Genomic DNA, 19,640 nt, shown 5'->3' with positions numbered 1-19,640 from the left:
ACAGCGCACCCTGCGCCACCTGCCTCGGTCCCATCATTGCTAAGTCCTCCACTCTCAAAACGAGTGAATCAGCGCCAGACCAACCAATCAACCGACTTTTTCAACACTATCCGGACAAAGCCGCCATTCAGTTTTTGGGTGGTTCGTAGGGATCCGGCGTTCCTGGTGGGATTGGAGGGTATTCCTCGAAGGTTGCAATGTGCTGCTGCAAATGCGGCAGCGCCTTTTCGGCCGCCCATGTGTGTGGGAAGAGCACGCTTTCACGCTCATGGGGATCATTCAAAAGGTTGTAGACCCTTGGTGTGTCGAATGACTCCGTCGCTCCAAAAGCCGTTGTGTTCTCCTTGAACAGAACTTTCCAGTCCTTCCATTTTACGCCGAATATCTGCTCACCCATGTAGACGATCACGCCTTCTCGGTTTGAGTTTGGTTGGGCACCAAGAAAGAACTTTGACTGGTCGACACCATCGAAGGCCCTGTCATCAGGCACTTTGCCCCCTGCAAAAGCCGCAAGTGTCGGATAGAGATCCATTGAGTGGACAACATCATTGCTTTCTGAACCGGCAGGGATCCTTCCCGGCCACTTAATTGCAAAGGGTACACGCATGCTTCCTTCGAGGCTGGTGAACAGAGTACCGCGCCAAGGCCCGGCAGTCCCATGTACCGCAGGAACCGGCGAGACGTTGGCATTTCCAACCGGAAGAGCTTCGGGGCCGTTGTCAGCAGTAAATATCACCACGGTGTCGTCGGAAACGCCTGCCGCTTCAATCGCATCAACGATGCGTCCGATATAGCTATCTGTTTGAAGCAGAATGTCGGCCCAGACGCCGTTTCCAGTGGCGCCATCAAACTCCTCGGACGCGATATTTGGATAGTGGGTCTGCGTATATGCAAGATAGATGAAAAACGGCGCACCTTCGGTACTCTTCGCTTCGATAAAGTCGATAGCCTTTTTCGTCAGTTCGCCATCTATCTCGCCGCGATAATCCAGATCGTAGTCCCGTGCGATGGTTGCGGGCTCGCCTGCAACACCCTGCATCACAAAGGGCTCTTCCATGTTGGCTTCAGCAAACCCCGGAAGCGTGCGCCAGACTGTAACGTCAGTAGTCTCAACTCCGTAAAATTCGTCGAATCCTTGATTCGTTGGATAGCGTCCTTCGGTCCAGCCAAGGTGCCACTTGCCGTACATGGCCGTGTTGTATCCTACATCCTTTAGCATCTCAGCCATTGTGATTTCCCACTGAGTTAGGCCGTAGACGCCGCCGCCCAGTGGGACCGTGTGGTTGCCGCTTCGGATACCGTATCGTCCTGTCATGGTCGCTGCACGGGACGGCGTGCACTGGCTTTCCACGTTGAAGTTTGTGAGTCGTAACCCTTCCGCAGCGAGGGCGTCCATCTCGGGAGTCGCAGTACCTCGGATTATGCCGCCTCCATTGAACCCGGGCTCGCCCCAACCAAAATTATCTAGAAATATGAATACGATGTTGGGTTTATCTTTAGCTGAAGCGCCAGTGGCAAATAAAAGAGATAAGCACAGTAGGAATGTTCGCGATAACCATTTCATAACGACGACTCCGATCAAGATCACGGGCACAAGACTGGCGAACCAGGTCACAAGTCGTCAAGAACATCCACTCGTTGCGGTATTTTCTCAAAGTGGCTAAGCGTCAAAGTCAGGCGCGCAGCTGCGGTCTGGGATTAGTCAGACCTCCCCCGGGATCTCTTATTCCCAACTAAGAAAAACCGTTGTTTTCCTTGACGAACAGCCACGTCAGATGTTGGCATGGGCTGACATTCAGCTCGGCTGGGAGGTTCAAATGAAGTTTTTTCTGACGACATCAACAGCAATAGTTTCCGCAGCATTCATAACAAGCTCTTCACATGCTCAAGAGGCCGCAGAAGGTGGGCAAGTTGGAGAGATGACCATATCAGTTGATGATATGCGTGAACCCGCGCCCGCTGATTTCTCACCTTATGCGGGTCGAGATTTTCCTACACGCCCATTGTGGGGTGACACTCACCTGCACACGTCAAACTCGCTCGACGCCCGCGGATTTGGTGTCATTCTGAGCCCCGACGATGCCTATAGGTTTGCACGTGGTGAGGAAGTCACCACATCGCACGGCCTGCGCGTGAAGCTGTCGCGCCCGCTCGACTGGCTTGTTGTATCCGATCATTCTGATGCCATGGGTGCAATGAATGAAATCATCGCGGGAAACTCCACGCTGATGCGCGATGCAACGCTCCGAGACTGGAGCGAACGGCTAAACGCGGGCGGAGACGTTGCACTTGGAGCCACTATGGAAGTCATTGAAACCTTTGCTGGCATCACCGGCGAGGCACTTCCCGAGGCTGTCGCAGATCGCAGGTTCGTACAATCCGTATGGGACGAGTTCACACAAACTGCGGATCATCACAACGCCCCCGGCACATTCACTGCGTTCATTGGATACGAATGGACGTCCACCGAAGCTGGCAACAACCTCCACCGTAACGTGATTTATCGAGATGATGCCATTCGCGCCCGGCAAATGCTGCCCTTCACAACCGCAGAAACCTTTAATCCGGAACGGTTATGGGACTGGATGGAAACATATGAACAAGAGACTGGCGGTCGTGTACTCGCCCTTGCCCACAACGGCAACGTCTCTAACGGTCTAATGTTCCCAGTCGAAACTAACCCGGAAACGGGTGAACCGTTGACAGAAGATTACGCAGAACGGCGTGCGAAGTGGGAACCAATGTACGAGATCACCCAAATCAAGGGTGACGGAGAAACGCATCCGTTTCTCAGCCCGAACGATGAGTTCGCGGACTATGAAACCTGGGATAAGTCCAATCTGGGTCCGACACCCAAAGAAGATTGGATGCTGCAATACGAGTATGCCCGTGAGGCTTTGAAGAACGGTCTCAAACTAGAGGCTCAGCTCGGCACCAATCCATACAAGTTCGGAGTAGTGGGCTCGACCGACAGCCATACTGCTTTGGCAACGGCGGAAGAAGACAATTTCTTTGGCAAACACTCTGGCGTCGAGCCGGAACCTGGCCGTTGGCAGCATGTCGTTGGCGAGTTTGATGCCTTGAGGATTCTCGGGTGGGAAATGGCAGCCTCTGGCTATGCAGCAGTCTGGGCCGAAGATAACACACGCGAAGCCATATTCGACGCCATGGAACGAAAAGAAGTTTACGGGACAACCGGTAGTCGCATCGCGGTTCGCTTCTTTGGTGGTTGGGATTTTACGGAAGCTGATGCAAGGTCTCGTTTGCCCGCAGAAATAGGATATGAAAAAGGCGTTCCGATGGGTGGAGACCTCGCGGACGCGACTCAAGGCGCGGACGCCCCAACCTTCTTGGTTGCTGCGCTGAAAGATCCGTTCTCCGGCAATCTCGACCGTGTTCAGATTGTGAAAGGTTGGCTAAATTCCAGCGGCGAAACCGAAGAGCGGGTCTACGACGTGGCTTGGTCGGGAGACCGAGAACCCGATGCGGACGGCAACTTGCCAGCAGTGGGGAACACCGTGGATGTTGCAACGGGCACATTTACCAATTCCACAGGGTCTCCAGAGCTGATCACTGTTTGGACCGACCCTGAGTTCGATCCTTCAGTACGGGCTTTCTACTATGCCCGTGTCTTGGAAATTCCTACACCGAGGTGGACAATTTACGACTCCGTTCGGTTCGGAGACGAACTTCCCGCGGAGGTTCCGACGTCAACGCAGGAACGCGCGTACACTTCGCCAATTTGGTATTCGCCCGAGGACTGAATTATACCTAATCCGACGTCGTTGCGTTAAAAGCCCGGCAGTTCCTGTCGCAGCAACACTAGGCTAACGCGTTCATGCGAACGTCCGCTTACGGCTCGAAGCGGACGTTGCTTTTAAGCAAAATCCTGAATTCAAAAACTTGCGAACACCTTCAGGAGGTTAACATTCAGCCATCGCTCAAAGCCCATACAATGCCCCAAACTTGTTCTCAAGATAGGTCAACAACGCCTCCGGCCCGGGCTCGACACCACTTGCCCTCTGGATGATTTCGCGTGGCGCATAAATGCCGCCAAATTGCTGGACGTTCTCGCGCAACCAACCTGTCGCTCCCGAGGTATCGCCTGCAGCCAATTGCGAATCCAAATTCGGTACGGACTTGCGCAAAGCCTGATTCAGACATCCTGCGTAGACATTCCCCAACGAGTAGGTCGGGAAGTAGCCAAACAGCCCAACCGACCAGTGCACATCCTGCAGGCACCCATTCGAAGGCTTGTCGACCGCATATCCAAAATCTGCGGCGAAACGATCATTCCACGCGGCTTCAAGGTCGCTGACTTGTAGATCACCTGCCATCAGCGCACGCTCTAGATCGAAGCGCAGCATGATATGCAGGTTGTACTGAACTTCGTCCGCTTCGGTTCGGATGTATCCACTGTGTACTCGGTTAACGGTGCCATAGAAGGCATCGGCGTCAGCGATGCCAAAATCGCCAAAGGCGTCTTTCATTTGATCGAAAAGCCAGCCGGTGAAGGCGCGGGACCGGCCCAGTTGGTTTTCATAAATCCGGCTTTGGCTTTCATGAACTCCCATGGAGACACCGCGCCCTAAAGGCGTCAGCAAATAATCCGGGTCGATCCCCTGTTCATAAGCCGCATGTCCCACTTCGTGGATTGTGGAATAGAAGCAATTGAATGGGTCAGTTTCGCTGGTTCTGGTGGTAATGCGTACATCCAGCCCGCTGCCAGAACTGAACGGGTGAACAGCTTTGTCCACGCGGCCATTATTCAGGTCATAGCCAAAGGCGACGGCCAGCTTTTGCGTCAGGCGCATTTGAATCAACTCATCGAATCTACCGGTCAGAGCCGCAGGCTCGGGCCGATCTAGGACAGCTGCGCGCAAAGCAACCAGACGTGGGCGCATCTGGTCGAATATCTCGGCAATCTGCGCACCCGTCGTGTAGGGCTCATAATCTTCGACCATTGCGTCGTAGATATCACCGCCTTGAGCTAGCGCTGCACCTTCCTCGCGCTTAAGTGCAACAACCTCTTTCAGAACGGGCAGAAAAGCAGCGACATCCTCGTTCGCACGGGCCTGCGCCCATTTTCCCTGCGCCTCGGAGGTCACGCGTGCAATTGCTGTGGCCAGGTCCGATGGAACCTTCAGCGCCCGATCATATTCACGACGAATTTCCCGCAGCTGAGCCTTGTCCGCTTCGCTGGTTGCATATGCGCTCTCCAGCCATTCCGCCACACGCGGGTCTGAACGGCGTGCGTGAAGCACTGCTTCGATCGCAGCCATCTCTTCGGCCCGTTGTGGAGCTGCGCCGCGCGGCATTACCGTTTCCTGATCCCATCCCAGACGTCCGGCGATCTGGCCAAGGGCCGAAGTTTGGCGCTGATAGGCCATCAGGTCGTTGAAAGCTGTCATCTGGGTCATGCTCCGCGCAGAGAAGTTGCAATAGGATAGGCCGTGAGAAAACGTGCACGCAGGATCAGCGTCCAAACCACGACGGCCATGAATTGGTGGAATATCGCAATTTGCCAGGGTGCCGCGTAGATCACTGTCATGATACCGACCACCACCTGTAGCGAAAGCGCAGCGAATGCGGCGTTGAAAGCGAACCGCGTCTGCGGATGCGCACTTGCCGCGCCGCGCCGCCAAACAACTACACCAAAGGCGAAAAGCAGATAACCAGCGCAGCGGTGGATGAATTGCACAAGACCCGGGCTTTCGAAGAAGTTCCGCCACATCGGTTCAAGAATCGTGGCATCCGGTGGCAGAAGCTGCCCTCCGATCAAAGGCCAATCCGTATAGGAACGACCTGCGTCGATGCCCGCGACCAGCGCCCCAATGAGTATTTGCAAAAAGGCGAAATGCATCAGACCTGTGGAAAGCGAGAACAACCGGGTTTCCTTTGCGCGGCGTGCTTGCATCAGATCGCGCTCCTCGCGCGCCAACATGAAGATGTACCAAGCCAGAAACCCGAGGATGACGAACGCAAGCCCCAGATGCACCGCTAGTCGATAGCTTGCAACTGCGGTCATCCCCTCGCCTTGCGTCACACCCGACGCAACCATCCACCATCCAACAGCCCCTTGAACGCCACCGAGCGCTCCGGGGATCAGCAATCGACCGGTCCAACCAGCCGGTATCTTGCGGGCAACAAGAAAACCGAAAAAGCCGACAGCCCAGACCAGTCCGATCACGCGGCCCAGTTGGCGGTGGCCCCATTCCCACCAGTAAATTGATTTGAAATCATCCAGCTCCATCCACTGGTTCTGGATGCGCCATTGATCGATTTGCTTGTATTTATCGAATTCGGCTTGCCAGTCAGCCTCGGAAGTCGGTGGGATGGCCCCGGTGATCGGACGCCATTCGGTGATCGACAGGCCGCTATCTGTCAGTCGGGTCAGTCCGCCGACCGCGATCATGATGACCACAAGCGCAAACAGGATCATAAGCCAGACGCGAATGGCCTGGCGTGCACCACCGCGCCCGCGATCGATCACACCCGGCTGAACCGCTTGTTGTTTTTCAGAGTCTGAGACGTCTTCGAAGATGCTGCGCTTACCGCTCATGCTGTCCTCTTGTGCCTTGGATTTCGTCGCAAGCTAGGTTGACTTGGGGGCGAGGTCCAGTCTCAGCCCCGATCCTTCCAGCGGACCATCTGACGCATCACCCCGTGCAGCATTTGCACATCCGCCCGCGTCATCCGCATCCTGGACCACAGATTGCGCAGGTTGGTCTTCATCCCTTCGGCCTTTTCGGGCGGGTAGAAAAATCCCGCCTCCTCCAGCCGATCCTCGTAATGCTCGACCAGCTTTTCGACCTCGATCCCCGTAGCCCAGTCGCCTTTGCCCAAATCCGTTGCCTCATGCACCACATCCCCGGTTTGGCGCATCCACTCGTAAGCCGTCAGCAAAACGCATTGCCCAAGGTTCAGCGACGCGTATTCGGGATTCACTGGCACCGAGATAATCGCGTTTGCCTTGGCGATATCCTCGTTTTCAAGCCCGGCGCGTTCTGGACCGAACAGCATGGCCACCTTATCGCCAGCGGCCACCTTTTCCGCGGCGATCTGCATGGCCCGTTCGGGGCTGAATACCGGCTTGGTCAGACCCCGTTGCCTTGCAGTAGTCGCAAAGACATATGTGCGGTCCCCCAATGCTCCGGCCAGATCGTCGAACAATTGTGCCTCATCCAGCAATCGCCCTGCGCCGCTGGACATCGCCACCGCCTTGGGGTTCGGCCATCCATCGCGCGGCGCAACGATCCGCATCCGATCCAGTCCAAAATTCCACATCGCCCGTGCAGCAGCACCGATATTTTCGCCCATCTGCGGGCGCACAAGCACGAAAGAAGGCTGGGATGTATCGCTGGGCATGGCTGTCTCCGAAAAGGTCTGCCTGCTCTAATCGCCTCTCCCCCGCAGGGCAAGGCACCCGGCGCGTCTAATCCAGCACGAGACGGCATAAAAGTTTGCTTCCCGCCCGCAATCCGCTAAACCGCGCGAAAGACTGAAAGCGAAGGACGCGCCAATGGACACCCCCGAGCAGCCGCAGATTTATCTGATCACCCCGCCAGCGATCACACTGAGCACTTTCCCCGACCAGTTGTCCCGCGTTCTGGACGGAGCCGAGATCGCCTGTATCCGCCTGGCTCTGGCAGGAAGTGACGAAGATACCATCGCTCGCGCCGCTGATGCCTGCCGTGAGGTTGCTCATGCGCATGACGTGGCGCTGGTGATTTCGAACCATGTACTGCTGGCGCAACGGCTGGGTCTGGACGGGGTGCATCTGGACGATGCGGCACGCTCGGTCAGGGCTGCGCGTAAGGAACTGGGGCCAGATGCCATCGTCGGCAGCTTTTGCGGAGCCTCCAGCCATGATGGCATGACTGCTGGAGAAGGTGGTGCAGACTATGTTGCCTTTGGCCCGGTCGGCAACGTCGCGCTGGGCGATGGAACCCGCGCTGAGCAAGACCTGTTCCAATGGTGGTCTGAGATGATCGAGGTTCCGGTGGTGGCCGAAGGCGGGCTAACCGAAGACCTGATCCGAGACCTGACCCCCTGCACAGATTTCTTTGGCATCGGCGATGAGATCTGGTCACATGACAACCCGCTGGATGCATTGAACACTCTGATCGCCGCAATGCGCTGACGACTGTGAGCGTTAACCCTTGCACCCGCGTCGGGGCTGCGGCATGACACGAAGCATGACTCAGAACAGCGAAATCCTGTGTATCGGATCGGTCCTGTGGGACGTGATCGGGCGATCTGCCAGCGTCATGCGGCAGGGATCGGACGTACCAGGGCGGATTACCCGCTTGCCCGGCGGTGTCGCCATGAACATCGCCATGACGTTGGTGCGCTTTGGGATGACCCCTACGCTGCTCACTGCAATCGGCCGCGATCCCGAAGGCGATGAACTGGTCCACGCCTGCGCACGGCTGGGTATGGTGACCGACCACATCTACCGTTCGCAAGACTTGCCGACCGACCGCTATATGGCGGTCGAAGGTGCCAATGGATTAATCGCAGCCATTGCAGACGCCCATTCACTTGAGGCGGCGGGAGCAAAAATCTTACGTCCCTTGATGCATGGACCTTTGGGCTATGAAAATACACCTTTTGAAGGCCCCATCGCGCTGGACGGCAACCTAACCCTGAACCTGCTGGAAGAGATCGCGCAAAGCCCCGCCTTTGCCCGCGCCGATCTTCGCGTGGCCCCCGCGTCCCCCGGCAAGGCCGAGCGTTTGTTACCTTTTCTGAAACACGCGCGCGCAACGCTTTATGTAAACCTCGAAGAAGCTGGGCTTTTGTGCCAACGCGAATTCACTAATTCCGAAAGTGCTGCTCAGGGCTTGCTTGACCGTGGCGCACTGCGTGTTTTGGTAACCGATGGCGGCAACTCGGCCACTGTCGGCAGCGCTGAGAGTGTTCTGACCCAAAAACCACCTTCCGTTCTGGTCACCCGCGTGACCGGCGCAGGTGATACTTTCATGGCAGCCCATATCGCTGCCGAAGCAAGTGGCGCTGACAACGACGCCGCGCTCAAGCGTGCCCTACATGCCGCCGCAACATATGTTTCCGGAGAAACTCCACTGTGATCGACATCCAATATTCCGCCGAGGTTCGCGCCGCAAAAGACGCAGGCCAACCCATTGTTGCGCTGGAAAGCACTATCATCACCCATGGGATGCCCTACCCCCAGAACATCGAGGTTGCCGCACAGGTCGAACAGGACATTCGCGATGCGGGCGCAGTTCCCGCAACTATCGCCGTGATCGATGGCGTGCTTAACATTGGGCTTGAGTCCGATCAGCTTCAGGCCCTTGGTCAGGCGCAAGGCGTTGCCAAGCTGTCGCGCGCTGACATGGCTGCTTGTCTTGCAACTGGCGGTACAGGGGCCACCACCGTCGCAGCTACCATGATCGCAGCGCATTATGCAGGTATCGAAGTATTTGCCACAGGCGGCATCGGCGGCGTTCATCAGGGGGCTGAAACCTCTTTTGATATCTCTGCTGACCTGCATGAGCTTGCGCAAACACCAGTGACGGTTGTTGCGGCTGGAGCCAAAGCTATTCTCGACCTGGCCAAAACGCTTGAGGTTCTGGAAACGCTCGGTGTGCCGGTCATCGCACACGGACAGGACGAATTTCCGGCGTTCTGGTCAGCCAAGTCTCCGCTGGCTGCTCCATTGAGGATGGACAGCGCAGAGGACATCGCCAAAGCCCATGCCGCGCGGCGGGCGCTGGGATTACCCGGTGGGCAACTCGTAGCCAATCCGATCCCGCAGGCCGATCAGATCGCTGCCGAGGAACTTGCCCCGATCATCGCTTCCGCACAGGCCGATGCCGAAGCACACAGGATCACCGGCAAAGGCGTTACGCCTTACCTGCTGCAACGCATCTACGAACAGACCAATGGTCGCTCGTTGACCGCCAATATCGCTCTGGTGCGCAACAATGCACGGCTGGCGGCGGGCATAGCTATAGCGCTGGTAAAGACGGCTGAGTGACATAAGCCTATTGTACCAAGACCTCGGACTGCTTAACTAATTCCGCAAACCACTCAGGACCGCAATGAACACGCCGTTTGACGAAGAACCACATCGCCGCTCGGGCCTTCTGTCCGGACTGCGCGCGTCATTTTTGACGGGCATTGTCGTCATTGCTCCGGTTTGGTTGACGATCTGGCTGATCTGGTCGGTCGTGGGCTGGATCGACAGCGCCGTGCTGCCATTGATCCCTCAGCAATTCCAGCCAGCCGAGTATGTTGGGATCAACCTGCGCGGCGTCGGCGTCATCATCTTCCTGATCTTCACGGTCATCGTCGGCTGGATTGCCAAAGGCATTTTGGGCCGTTCACTGATCCACTTCGCCGAAAGCCTTGTTGATCGGATGCCCGTCGTCCGGTCCGTCTATTCCGGCATCAAGCAAATTTCGGAAACAGTCTTTGCGCAGACAGAACGCTCTTTCGAAAAAGCCTGTCTGATCCAGTATCCGCGCCGCGGAATTTGGGCGATTGGATTTGTTTCGACCACAGCGCGGGGCGAAGTCAGCCAACGTGCCGAAACGGGTGGTGAGTTGCTCAGCGTCTTTGTCCCGACGACCCCAAACCCCACATCCGGTTTCCTGCTGTTTTTCCCAGCCGAAGACGTGATCCTGCTGGATATGTCGATCGAGGACGCAGCCAAATTGGTGATTTCAGCGGGGCTGGTATACCCAAACGAAAAAGACCCGACCCAGCCGCCGGAGTAGTCAGCCAAACATGGCAGGCAGGTCGACAGTACTGCGTTCGCCCAGATCATCCTTGTGGGCGCGCAAGAATTGATCTGCCGCAACGCGCCCGGCCTGCTTCAACCTGTTCAGAACAACCGGATTTGGAACGGTTTTTGTCGCAGCCGACAGATCGTTCATCAGAGCATCATCCGCGATCATATGAACCAGCACCCGGCTCATCTCGCCTGCTTTCAATTTTCCCTCGGCCAGTAGCCGCTGCACAAAGTTAATCGCGCGCAATTCACGAAATAGCGATGAGTTAAAGCTGATCTCATTAATCCGGTTCTGAATCTGCTGCGGCGTCTTCGGCACCTCGTCCCTTTCTAAAGGGTTGATATTTACAATCACCACATCGTCGGGAAGGTCACCACCAAACAAGGGGTACAACGCCGGGTTGCCAGTATATCCCCCATCCCAATACGCTTCGGTACGACCAGATTTTGGATCATAGATCTCTATTGCCTGAAATAGGTTGGGCAGACAGGCCGACGCCAAAATTGCGTCGGTCGATATCTCATCTTCAGCAAAGACCCGAATTTTACCGCTGCGAACACAAGTCGCACAGACAAAAAGCTCCGGCCCTTCATCTGCACAAATCTCATCAAAATTGAACCGATCCACAACCGGCCCAAGCGGATTGCGATAGAACGGCCCGTAAGCATAGGGAGACACCAGCCGCGACCATGTTTCGGCCATCGAATACGGCAGTGAATACTCAAGCGCCTGCGATATATGCGCGGGTTCTATACCGCGCATCCAATGAACGATCCGCATATCACCAACAGCGCCCATGCGCGTCCATAAATCGTCGAGACAGGCCCGAGCCCCTTCGCGCCCCGCATGCACCATTCCGGATTTGAACGCGGCTCCGTTCAGGGCGCCAGCCGAGGTTCCAGTGATCGCCGCAACCTCGACATCCTCCTCATCCAGTAGACGGTCCAGCACACCCCAGGTAAACGCACCATGGGCACCACCGCCCTGCAAAGCCAGATTGATCCGCTTCATACTTCCGCCTCTTCATCTGGCCAAAAATATTCCGGGGGGTTGGGGGGGGCAGCGCCTCCATGTATCCTCAAAGCGCGGTCCACCCCCCATCGACCGAAATCGTCGTCCCGGTGATCTGCGCAGCCGCATCCGAACACAAGAAGATGGTCGTGCCACCAAGTTGTTCAACCGTCGCGAACTCTTTTGAAGGTTGCCGTTCCAGCAGGACGTTCTTTACAACATCCTCGCGGCTCATGTTATATTCCTTCATCGTATTGGGGATTTGCGCCTCAACCAGTGGGGTCAGCACATAACCCGGGCAGATAGCGTTGCACGTGATCGGTTCTTGAGCCGTCTCAAGCGCAACGGTTTTGGTCATCCCAACCACACCATGTTTTGCCGCTACATAAGCTGCCTTAAAAGGAGAGGCCGTCAACCCATGTGCCGAAGCGATATTCACGATACGGCCCCAACCTGCCGCGCGCATCATCGGCAAGGCTGCAGCCGTTGTGTGAAAGGCTGAATTCATGTTGATCGCGATGATTGCATCCCATTTATCAGTCGGAAATTGATCGATCGGCGAAACATGTTGGATGCCGGCATTATTCACCAGTATGTTGCAGGCACCTGCCTGTTCGATAAGTGCGCGGCATTCATCGCCTTTCGACATGTCCGCCTTGATGTAGCGCGCGTTGGTCCCGGTCTCTTTCCCAATCTCGGCAGCCAGCGCATGATCTACATCCCGGTCGGTAAACGAGTTCAGAACCACATCCGCACCCGCCTTGGCCAGCTCACGCGCAACGCCCAGTCCAATCCCCGAATTCGACCCTGTTATGATGGCTGTTTTTCCCGCCAAGCTCATGCCTGCTCTCCGTACTGATTTCAATTCAGCCACACAGTGCCATGCTGCACCTGCAAAGGAAACGGGGAATGATACAGCAGGTGCATCCCGGCAGATTCTGCCAAAAAAAAACGCCCGCACGAAGCGGGCGTTAAGTTATTGAGGCAGGTTTCATACAGGCAAGAAACCTATCGAGCAGTGCATCCTTTATAAGCAATTCTTTGCATCCGTCCAAGCTAAAAGTTTGATAATAAGAAAAATCATGGCTACGGTGAATCCCAAACAAAATAAGGCCAGAGCAGGATTGTTTCCAAAATGAGCCCCGATTATCTCCTCCCCCTCCGACCAGCAATTGCGGGAATCGCCTGCATTTTTGCGGCTTCATTCGCTTCGGCAGAATCAGCCCATGGCATAGCTATGTATGGCGACCCGGCACTACCACCGGATTTTGTGTCGCTACCCTACGCAAATCCCGACGCGCCCAAGGGCGGAAAGGTCGTATTTGGAAATACCGGCGGCTATAACAGTTTGAACCCGTTTGTGCAAAAAGGCACGTCACCCTGGCAGCTGCGATTTTGGACCCATGAAAGCCTGATGGGGCGGTCCTGGGACGAACCTTTCACTCTTTACGGGTTGTTAGCCGAATCAGTTGAGACAGATTCAGACCGCACTTGGGTCGAATTCACTTTGCGTGAAAACGCACGATTCTCGGATGGCGCACCTGTCACTGTCGAAGATGTTATCTGGTCGTATGAGACGCTGGGTACCGAAGGCCACCTGCGCTATCGCGGGCTTTGGGGCAAGATCGATAGCATTGAACAGACCGGCCCACGCAGTGTTCGGATCAGCTTCAATGAACCCGATCGCGAACTGGCCCTGATCGCCGGCATGCGCCCTATCCTGCAAAAAGCGCAATGGGAGGGGAAATCGTTCGCGGACGCTCAGTTGCAAGATATACCCATCGGATCAGGACCCTACGTGATCGATGATTACGAAGCTGGCCGCTATGTAAACCTACGCCGCAACCCTGACTACTGGGGTGCCGATATCCCATACCGCAAGGGCACGATGAATCTGGATGACATGCGGATCGAATTCTATGGTGACGGCACCGTTGCCTTCGAAGCATTCAAGGCAGGTGAACTTTCTGCAGTGCGCGAGTTTAACGCGGACAAATGGAACACTCAGTATAATTTCCCGGCGGCGCAACGCGGTGATGTTGTAAAGACTGAAATTCCGCATCAAAAACCTTCGGGCATGACAGGTTTTGTCATGAATACGCGTAAGGCCCCCTTTGACGATTGGCGCGTTCGCGAAGCGCTGACTCTGGCGTTCAACTTTGAATTCATCAACGACACCATCACAGGCGGCGCGCAACCCAGAATTACGTCCTATTTCTCAGGCTCTGAGTTGGCCATGCAACCCGGTGCGGCCACCGGTCGCGTAGCAGACCTTCTGCAACCTTACGCCGCCGAACTGGCGCCGGGTACCATTGAGGGGTATGAATTGCCCGCGGGTGATGGAACCGAACGCAACCGGAGCAATATCCGCAAGGCGCTAAAACTGCTGGAAGAGGCAGGCTGGACAATTCAGGACGGTCAGCTTCGCAATGCCAATGGCAAACCGTTTGAAATCGACCTTGTCATCAGTCAGGGCAGCCTGAATGTGGTGCAGGATGTCGGTGTGATCGCGGAAATCTATGCACGCGCGTTGGAGCGCCTGGGCATTCAACTGACCGTCGAAAAAGTTGACGACGCGCAGTACACCTCGCGTATCGACGCGCAAGACTTCGACATGACGCCCTTCCGCCGCGCCCTTTCGCTGTCGCCCGGCAACGAACAACGCCTGTATTGGGGCAGCGAAAACGCCGACACCCCGGGGACTAGGAATGTCATGGGGCTGACCTCTCCTGCCGTTGACGGATTGATCGATGCAATGCTGGCCTCGGAAAGCCACGAGGATTTTGTGGCCGCTACCCGCGCGTTGGACCGCGTACTAACCGCTGGCCGTTACGTCATTCCGATCTGGAGCTTCGATGTCGGCCGCATCGCCCACGTGAAGGAGTTGAAGCAACCTGCCTCGCTTCCGATTTATGGAGATGGCCCCGAATACATGCCGCAGGTCTGGTGGTACGAGGACTGACAAGACCGCGCGGCTTTTAGTTCAGCGCATATCCGGGCCAAAAATTGGTTGATGCGGCAATGGCACGGCAACAGGGAAGATTGCCAGCCATAAGCGATTTTCGGCTGAAACTGTCATAAACTGTGTCCAATACCAGAGCTTGTGGGTCGCGGAACCATTCGCGCCTACTGGTACACAAGTTGCACAAGTATTGCTTATCCGGTCAAAATCATCGCAATGGGCTTTACGGACTCGTGGCATGGACTATACCTTGTACACACCCCGATGAATATCTTAGTGCAGGTAATTGCAGCATTTTTCGGGTACGTAATACTATACTGACAACTCAAGTCAGAAGAACAACGGACCGGCCGCCACTCACTAAAACAGCAGGTCCGTCGGCCCGTTGCGGTTTAGCCGCAGCGGGTTTTTGCCTTTGGTTTCCGTCACGACAACCTGCGACATTTTGTCATGTCCGCATTATCCCCCCACACTCCGTACGCTAAAACCGGGGAGAGCAATCCTGGAACCGAATAAAGGGAAGGCTCGTAGATGTTGAACTGGGCTGATCTGACGCAAGACTGGGGCGCGTCGTATGCGCGTGCAAAACGCAGATTTCCAAACCTGCGGGACAGGGACATGGCGCGCGTTGGTGAAGATCGTAAGCAGTTCGAAGCATATCTGGCCGAACGTCACCATCTGACTGTTAATGAAGCCCGGGAAGAGCTTGAGGATTTCCTGTATACCGAAGCGTTGAACCGCGAAGTTGCGCAAACCTTAAGTAAGTGACGTCACCCAAAGGATCGTGGCGTCCTCGTCACTAACCGAAATTACATTGTGCCCCATGCTACCGTCATAATAGGCGCTGTCGCCCCGGCGCATCTCGACTGGTTCATAAAATTCGGTGAACAGGCGCACCACGCCGGTCAGGACATACAAGAACTCCTCACCATCGTGACGTACCCATCCATCAAACTCTTCCATAGATCGTGCGCGCACTCGGGCGCGATAGGGTAGCATCTGCTTTTTGGTAAGCGTTTCCGCCAGCAGTTCATGCTCATAGGTTGTAGTTGCGTGGGCGGCCCCCGCGCCCATTTTGGTCACTGCCATTCGGCCTATGACCTGATCACGCTGGGGCGGAGTGAACAGCTGAGGCACCGAAATTTCCAGCCCTATCGCCAGCTTCTTCAACGCATCATAAGTCGGCGACATCTGACCGTTTTCGATCTTGCTAAGTGTCGACCTTGCCAACCCGGCCTGGTTGGCCGCCTGTTCCAGCGTCCAGTTTCGGGCTTTGCGCAGCTCACGCACACGCGCGCCCAGATCGACGGGCTCAAGCTCGGTATTAATACCATTGTCGCGGGCAATTCTGACGATGGACTTATGATCATTCTTGCTCATGCGTCTTTCTATAGGGGCAGCATGCTCTGCTTGCAACGCGCCGTGCGCAGCTGTAGCCAGTTCCCATGTTGTCGATCTTTGATCAGGGACCACCGCCGCCCTGCCCGCGCCCATTCAATCTTGCCGCGCATGTCCTGCGTCATGCCCAAAGCAATTCGGAAAAAACCGCCCTATCTGTGCTTGGGCAGAACAGCGCAGTCAACTGGACCTACCGAGAGCTGAAAGCGGCGATCCTGGGTACAGGAACCGGCTTGCTTCAGAGCGGCCTCAAGCCCGGCGACATCATTTTGATGCGACTTGGCAATACAGTCGATTTCCCAATCGCATATCTTGGAGCAATCGCCGTGGGACTGGTTCCCGTCCCAACTTCATCACAACTGACAGATGCGGAAACCGCCAATATCATCAACGATCTAAATCCTGCCGCCGTTTTGCGCGATCCGCAGGTCGCCTGCGCCGAGCACCCCAACCAAATGCGGCTGGATGAGCTTGTCGGAATGCGAACGCTGCCGCCGGCGGAGTTTGCGATGGGTGACCCAGAGCGACTGGCCTATGTTGTCTATACCTCGGGAACGTCAGGCAAGCCGCGCGCGGTCGCCCACGCGCATCGCGCCATCTGGGCGCGGCAAATGATGGTCGATGGCTGGTACGGTCTGCAATCTTCGGATCGATTGTGCCACGCCGGAGCATTCAACTGGACCTATACTCTGGGTACCGGGTTGATGGACCCGTGGACCATCGGCGCAACGGCACTGATTCCAGAGCCGGGAACAAACATCCGAGATCTGCCCACCCTGCTGACCCAACAACGCGCCACGATTTTTGCAGCTGCCCCCGGGGTCTTTCGGAAGATCATGCAAGGCAATCAGCGACTAGACTTACCTGATCTGCGCCATGGCCTGTGCGCCGGAGAAAAGCTCTCACGTCACCTGCACGACAAGTGGGTGCGGTCCACCGGAACAGAACTATACGAAGCGTATGGTATGTCGGAATGTTCGACTTTCATCTCGTCCAGCCCCAGCCACCCGGCGCGCGGTGAGGCGTTGGGTCAGCCGCAACCCGGGCGCCGGGTGGCCATTGTTGGTCCCGACGGCCCGGTCCCGCAGGGACAAGAAGGCACGATTGCAATTCACCGTGACGATCCGGGCCTTATGTTGACTTACCTAAACGCACCCGAAGAGGCCGACGCACGTATAGCTGGGAACTGGTTCCTGACAGGCGATCAGGGTGCGATGGCCGCAGATGGACAGATAACTTATATGGGCCGCGATGATGACATGATGAACGCAGGCGGCTATCGGGTCTCTCCGGTCGAAGTTGAGGCTGCCTTGTCGAACCACCCAGGTATCACGCAGGTTGGCGCCGCGTCGGTTGAGGTTAAACAAGACAGCTCGATCATTGTTGCATTCTACACCGGCCCCGAGGAACTAGACGCGGAGACGTTGCGCGCCTATGTGTCTGACAAGCTGGCGCGCTACAAACAACCGCGGGCCTTTGTCCATCTGTCCGAACTGCCCACTGGGGGCAACGGCAAACTCCTGCGCCGCGCCCTGCCGGCCTATTTCAAGGCAACGTCCGAATGACACAGACCGTTAAGCTTGATATCATGTCCGACCCGATCTGCCCCTGGTGCTATATCGGCAAGACCCATCTAGACAAGGCGCTTGCCGAAATCCCGAACCATCCGTTCGTGATCGAATGGCATCCTTTTCAATTGAACCCGGATATGCCCGATGCAGGGATGGACCGGCGTGAGTATCTGGAGCGTAAGTTTGGCGGCAAAGACGGCGCTGTTCGCGCCTATGCACCGGTCGTCGAGCACGCCGAGAACGCTGGTCTGAAGATCGATTTCGAGGGCATGAAACGTACGCCAAATACGCTGGACGCACACCGACTGATCCATTGGGCCGGTATAGAGGGCAAGCAGAACGCCGTGGTCGATGCCCTGTTCAACGCATATTTCGTCGAAGCACGCGACATCGGAGATCGAGAAGTTCTGGCCGATATCGCAGACAGCGTTGGCATGGACGCGGCAGTCGTGATGAAATTGCTGCAATCGGAATCCGATCGCGAAGACATAAGAACTCGCGACAGCCATTCTCGCGAGATGGGCGTGAATTCGGTTCCCACTTTTATTGTAGCGAACCAACACGCCGTTCCCGGTGCGCAACCGCCTGAATTATGGGGCAAAGTAATATCCGAGATCATGTCTCAGATTGAGGCTTCCCCTGCAGAATAGCACAGACCCCTGTGCATTTCTGATCTAGTCCATTCCTCGGCACCGTGATAGCGCTGCTGGGAAGGAGCTCCCCATGACCAATCGCATGTCCCGGGGCGAATTCATTGCGCTGGTCGCGATGATGTTCGCCACGATTGCCTTTTCGATCGACTCAATGCTGCCCGCTCTGCCCGAAATCGGTAAAGAGCTTAGCCCCAATGACATGAACAAAGCGCAACTGATTTTGACATCTTTTGTGCTGGGGATGGGTATCGGGACGTTTTTCACGGGCCCGATTTCGGATGCCGTTGGACGCAAACCGGTTATCTATGGAGGCGTTGCCCTCTATATCCTGGCGTCGGCAGTTGCCTGGGCCAGTTCTTCGCTCGAGCTGGTATTGGCCGCGCGGGTTGTTCAAGGCCTCGGCGCTGCTGGCCCTCGTGTTGTGGCGATGGCGATCATTCGGGACCTCTATGCGGGGCGCGAGATGGCGCGCATCATCTCGATTGCCATGATGATCTTCACGTTGGTTCCGGCCGCAGCACCGCTGCTTGGTGCAGGTGTTATCGCCTTGGTTGGATGGCGCGGGATCTTCGTATCCTTCATGCTTTTTGCTTCAATCATCGTAGTTTGGATGGCAACGCGGTTGCCCGAGTCCCTGGCTCCTGAAAATCGCCGCCCCTTTCGACTGCCATTAATGATCGCAGCTGTGAAGGAGATGATGACCCATCCCACCGTGCGACTTTCAATCCTTGTGCAGACATTGTGTATGGGATTGCTGTTTACCATGCTGACAATGGTGCAACCGGTTTTTGACGTCATACATGACCGAGCTGAGAGCTTTCCGTTCTGGTTCGGCTTTGTGGCGCTGATCTCGGGCTCGGCCAGTCTGTTGAATGCCGCGCTCGTTGTTCGCCTCGGCATGCGCCGGATCGTGACCTGGGCCCTGGGTGCGCAGATCATTATCACCGCATGCGTAATTGTCCTGAACGCGATGCCATTGTCCCCGGACGTCTCATTCGCGCTGTTCGTGACGTGGCAAACTACCGTATTCTTCATGGCGGGCGTTACCATGGGCAACCTGAACGCCATCGCGATGGAACCGATGGGCCATATCGCGGGAATGGCCGCCTCGGTCATTGGGTCTATCGCAACGGTTCTGGCTGCGGCGATCGCCGCACCCGTGGGCTTACTATTTGATGGATCGATTACGCCTTTGACGACAGGGGTGTTGACCATGTGCATTCTGGGCTTCGGCCTGATGCTGCATATGGGTCGGATCGAAAATCGACTGCCTGCCTGATCTGTG

At 56.2% G+C, this 19,640-nt stretch carries 17 protein-coding genes; 10 read left to right on the top strand and 7 right to left on the bottom strand.

Annotated elements, in window-relative coordinates:
• Positions 1–127: 127 nt before the first annotated feature.
• The gene (locus tag ACR0IU_RS06210) at positions 128–1,564 is read right to left on the bottom strand and encodes an arylsulfatase (protein WP_480715620.1); all 1,437 of its coding nucleotides are present in this window, start codon (positions 1,562–1,564) and stop codon (positions 128–130) included.
• 253 nt (positions 1,565–1,817) lie between these two features.
• Between ACR0IU_RS06210 and ACR0IU_RS06205 the strand changes: the two genes are divergently transcribed.
• Entirely contained in the window at positions 1,818–3,764 is a 1,947-nt protein-coding gene (locus tag ACR0IU_RS06205; RefSeq protein ID WP_480715619.1) for a DUF3604 domain-containing protein, read from the top strand.
• Between the two features lie 177 nt (positions 3,765–3,941).
• Here ACR0IU_RS06205 and ACR0IU_RS06200 read toward each other — a convergent pair whose 3' ends face one another.
• The 3 genes from ACR0IU_RS06200 to ACR0IU_RS06190 form a co-directional block, all read right to left on the bottom strand.
• A complete protein-coding gene (locus tag ACR0IU_RS06200) occupies positions 3,942–5,411 on the bottom strand; it encodes a carboxypeptidase M32 (protein ID WP_480715618.1) in 1,470 nt (489 codons plus the stop codon).
• A gap of 5 nt (positions 5,412–5,416) precedes the next feature.
• Entirely contained in the window at positions 5,417–6,562 is a 1,146-nt protein-coding gene (ctaA, locus tag ACR0IU_RS06195; RefSeq protein WP_480715617.1) for a heme A synthase, read from the bottom strand.
• Positions 6,563–6,624: 62 nt separating this feature from the next.
• Positions 6,625–7,368, bottom strand: coding sequence for an RNA methyltransferase (locus tag ACR0IU_RS06190; RefSeq protein WP_480715616.1), 744 nt, complete (start codon positions 7,366–7,368; stop codon positions 6,625–6,627).
• A gap of 154 nt (positions 7,369–7,522) precedes the next feature.
• Here ACR0IU_RS06190 and ACR0IU_RS06185 point away from each other — a divergent pair, with 154 nt between their 5' ends.
• The 4 genes from ACR0IU_RS06185 (at position 7,523) to ACR0IU_RS06170 (ending at position 10,745) form a co-directional block, all read left to right on the top strand.
• Positions 7,523–8,143 (top strand): thiamine phosphate synthase, encoded by a 621-nt coding sequence (locus tag ACR0IU_RS06185; RefSeq protein WP_010440318.1) that lies wholly within the window; start codon positions 7,523–7,525, stop codon positions 8,141–8,143.
• 55 nt (positions 8,144–8,198) lie between these two features.
• A complete protein-coding gene (locus tag ACR0IU_RS06180; protein WP_480715615.1) occupies positions 8,199–9,092 on the top strand; it encodes a PfkB family carbohydrate kinase in 894 nt (297 codons plus the stop codon).
• Positions 9,089–10,003 carry a pseudouridine-5'-phosphate glycosidase gene (locus ACR0IU_RS06175; protein WP_480715614.1) on the top strand — a complete coding sequence of 305 codons (915 nt, stop codon included), beginning with the start codon at positions 9,089–9,091 and terminating at the stop codon, positions 10,001–10,003. Before ACR0IU_RS06180 ends, ACR0IU_RS06175 begins: the two co-directional genes overlap by 4 nt.
• Positions 10,004–10,067: 64 nt before the next feature.
• A complete protein-coding gene (locus tag ACR0IU_RS06170; RefSeq protein ID WP_010440321.1) occupies positions 10,068–10,745 on the top strand; it encodes a DUF502 domain-containing protein in 678 nt (225 codons plus the stop codon).
• Here ACR0IU_RS06170 and ACR0IU_RS06165 read toward each other — a convergent pair whose 3' ends face one another.
• Both ACR0IU_RS06165 and ACR0IU_RS06160 read right to left on the bottom strand, forming a co-directional pair.
• Positions 10,746–11,771: a patatin-like phospholipase family protein gene (locus ACR0IU_RS06165; RefSeq protein ID WP_480715613.1), complete on the bottom strand. Its 1,026-nt coding sequence runs from the start codon at positions 11,769–11,771 to the stop codon at positions 10,746–10,748. It lies immediately after the preceding gene.
• Positions 11,772–11,838: 67 nt separating this feature from the next.
• Positions 11,839–12,612 carry a 3-hydroxybutyrate dehydrogenase gene (locus tag ACR0IU_RS06160; protein ID WP_480715612.1) on the bottom strand — a complete coding sequence of 258 codons (774 nt, stop codon included), beginning with the start codon at positions 12,610–12,612 and terminating at the stop codon, positions 11,839–11,841.
• A 294-nt stretch (positions 12,613–12,906) separates the two neighbouring features.
• Between ACR0IU_RS06160 and ACR0IU_RS06155 the strand changes: the two genes are divergently transcribed.
• Both ACR0IU_RS06155 and ACR0IU_RS06150 read left to right on the top strand, forming a co-directional pair.
• Positions 12,907–14,733, top strand: coding sequence for an extracellular solute-binding protein (locus ACR0IU_RS06155; RefSeq protein WP_480715611.1), 1,827 nt, complete (start codon positions 12,907–12,909; stop codon positions 14,731–14,733).
• Positions 14,734–15,264: 531 nt separating this feature from the next.
• On the top strand, positions 15,265–15,501 hold the full coding sequence (locus ACR0IU_RS06150; RefSeq protein ID WP_010440325.1) for a hypothetical protein: 237 nt from the start codon (positions 15,265–15,267) through the stop codon (positions 15,499–15,501).
• On the opposite strand, the gene ACR0IU_RS06145 is transcribed toward ACR0IU_RS06150, so the two are convergent.
• A complete protein-coding gene (locus tag ACR0IU_RS06145; RefSeq protein WP_010440326.1) occupies positions 15,490–16,113 on the bottom strand; it encodes a helix-turn-helix domain-containing protein in 624 nt (207 codons plus the stop codon). The two genes, ACR0IU_RS06150 and ACR0IU_RS06145, sit on opposite strands and share 12 nt — an antisense overlap.
• Positions 16,114–16,178: 65 nt before the next feature.
• Between ACR0IU_RS06145 and ACR0IU_RS06140 the strand changes: the two genes are divergently transcribed.
• The 3 genes from ACR0IU_RS06140 to ACR0IU_RS06130 all read left to right on the top strand — a co-directional run bounded on the left by ACR0IU_RS06140 (position 16,179) and on the right by ACR0IU_RS06130 (position 19,634).
• Positions 16,179–17,696, top strand: coding sequence for a class I adenylate-forming enzyme family protein (locus ACR0IU_RS06140; RefSeq protein ID WP_480715610.1), 1,518 nt, complete (start codon positions 16,179–16,181; stop codon positions 17,694–17,696).
• Positions 17,693–18,352, top strand: coding sequence for a DsbA family oxidoreductase (locus tag ACR0IU_RS06135; RefSeq protein WP_480454996.1), 660 nt, complete (start codon positions 17,693–17,695; stop codon positions 18,350–18,352). The genes ACR0IU_RS06140 and ACR0IU_RS06135 overlap by 4 nt, the downstream gene beginning before the upstream one ends.
• Before the next feature lie 73 nt (positions 18,353–18,425).
• Entirely contained in the window at positions 18,426–19,634 is a 1,209-nt protein-coding gene (locus ACR0IU_RS06130) for a multidrug effflux MFS transporter (protein WP_480715609.1), read from the top strand.
• Positions 19,635–19,640: the final 6 nt, after the last annotated feature.

Source organism: Ruegeria sp. CL5, assembly GCF_056536485.1.
Note: the sequence above shows the minus strand (reverse complement) of the source record. Positions and strands in the feature narration are given on the sequence as shown.

Bases quoted from the DNA above. Each gene is read 5' to 3' on its own strand.
- ACR0IU_RS06210 (WP_480715620.1), bottom strand. From the start codon at position 1,564: ATGAAATGGTTATCGCGAACATTCCTACTGTGCTTATCTCTTTTATTT.
- ACR0IU_RS06205 (WP_480715619.1), top strand. From the start codon at position 1,818: ATGAAGTTTTTTCTGACGACATCAACAGCAATAGTTTCCGCAGCATTC.
- ACR0IU_RS06200 (WP_480715618.1), bottom strand. From the start codon at position 5,411: ATGACAGCTTTCAACGACCTGATGGCCTATCAGCGCCAAACTTCGGCC.
- ctaA (WP_480715617.1), bottom strand. From the start codon at position 6,562: ATGAGCGGTAAGCGCAGCATCTTCGAAGACGTCTCAGACTCTGAAAAA.
- ACR0IU_RS06190 (WP_480715616.1), bottom strand. From the start codon at position 7,368: ATGCCCAGCGATACATCCCAGCCTTCTTTCGTGCTTGTGCGCCCGCAG.
- ACR0IU_RS06185 (WP_010440318.1), top strand. From the start codon at position 7,523: ATGGACACCCCCGAGCAGCCGCAGATTTATCTGATCACCCCGCCAGCG.
- ACR0IU_RS06180 (WP_480715615.1), top strand. From the start codon at position 8,199: ATGACTCAGAACAGCGAAATCCTGTGTATCGGATCGGTCCTGTGGGAC.
- ACR0IU_RS06170 (WP_010440321.1), top strand. From the start codon at position 10,068: ATGAACACGCCGTTTGACGAAGAACCACATCGCCGCTCGGGCCTTCTG.
- ACR0IU_RS06165 (WP_480715613.1), bottom strand. From the start codon at position 11,771: ATGAAGCGGATCAATCTGGCTTTGCAGGGCGGTGGTGCCCATGGTGCG.
- ACR0IU_RS06160 (WP_480715612.1), bottom strand. From the start codon at position 12,612: ATGAGCTTGGCGGGAAAAACAGCCATCATAACAGGGTCGAATTCGGGG.
- ACR0IU_RS06155 (WP_480715611.1), top strand. From the start codon at position 12,907: ATGAGCCCCGATTATCTCCTCCCCCTCCGACCAGCAATTGCGGGAATC.
- ACR0IU_RS06150 (WP_010440325.1), top strand. From the start codon at position 15,265: ATGTTGAACTGGGCTGATCTGACGCAAGACTGGGGCGCGTCGTATGCG.
- ACR0IU_RS06145 (WP_010440326.1), bottom strand. From the start codon at position 16,113: ATGAGCAAGAATGATCATAAGTCCATCGTCAGAATTGCCCGCGACAAT.
- ACR0IU_RS06140 (WP_480715610.1), top strand. From the start codon at position 16,179: ATGTTGTCGATCTTTGATCAGGGACCACCGCCGCCCTGCCCGCGCCCA.
- ACR0IU_RS06135 (WP_480454996.1), top strand. From the start codon at position 17,693: ATGACACAGACCGTTAAGCTTGATATCATGTCCGACCCGATCTGCCCC.
- ACR0IU_RS06130 (WP_480715609.1), top strand. From the start codon at position 18,426: ATGACCAATCGCATGTCCCGGGGCGAATTCATTGCGCTGGTCGCGATG.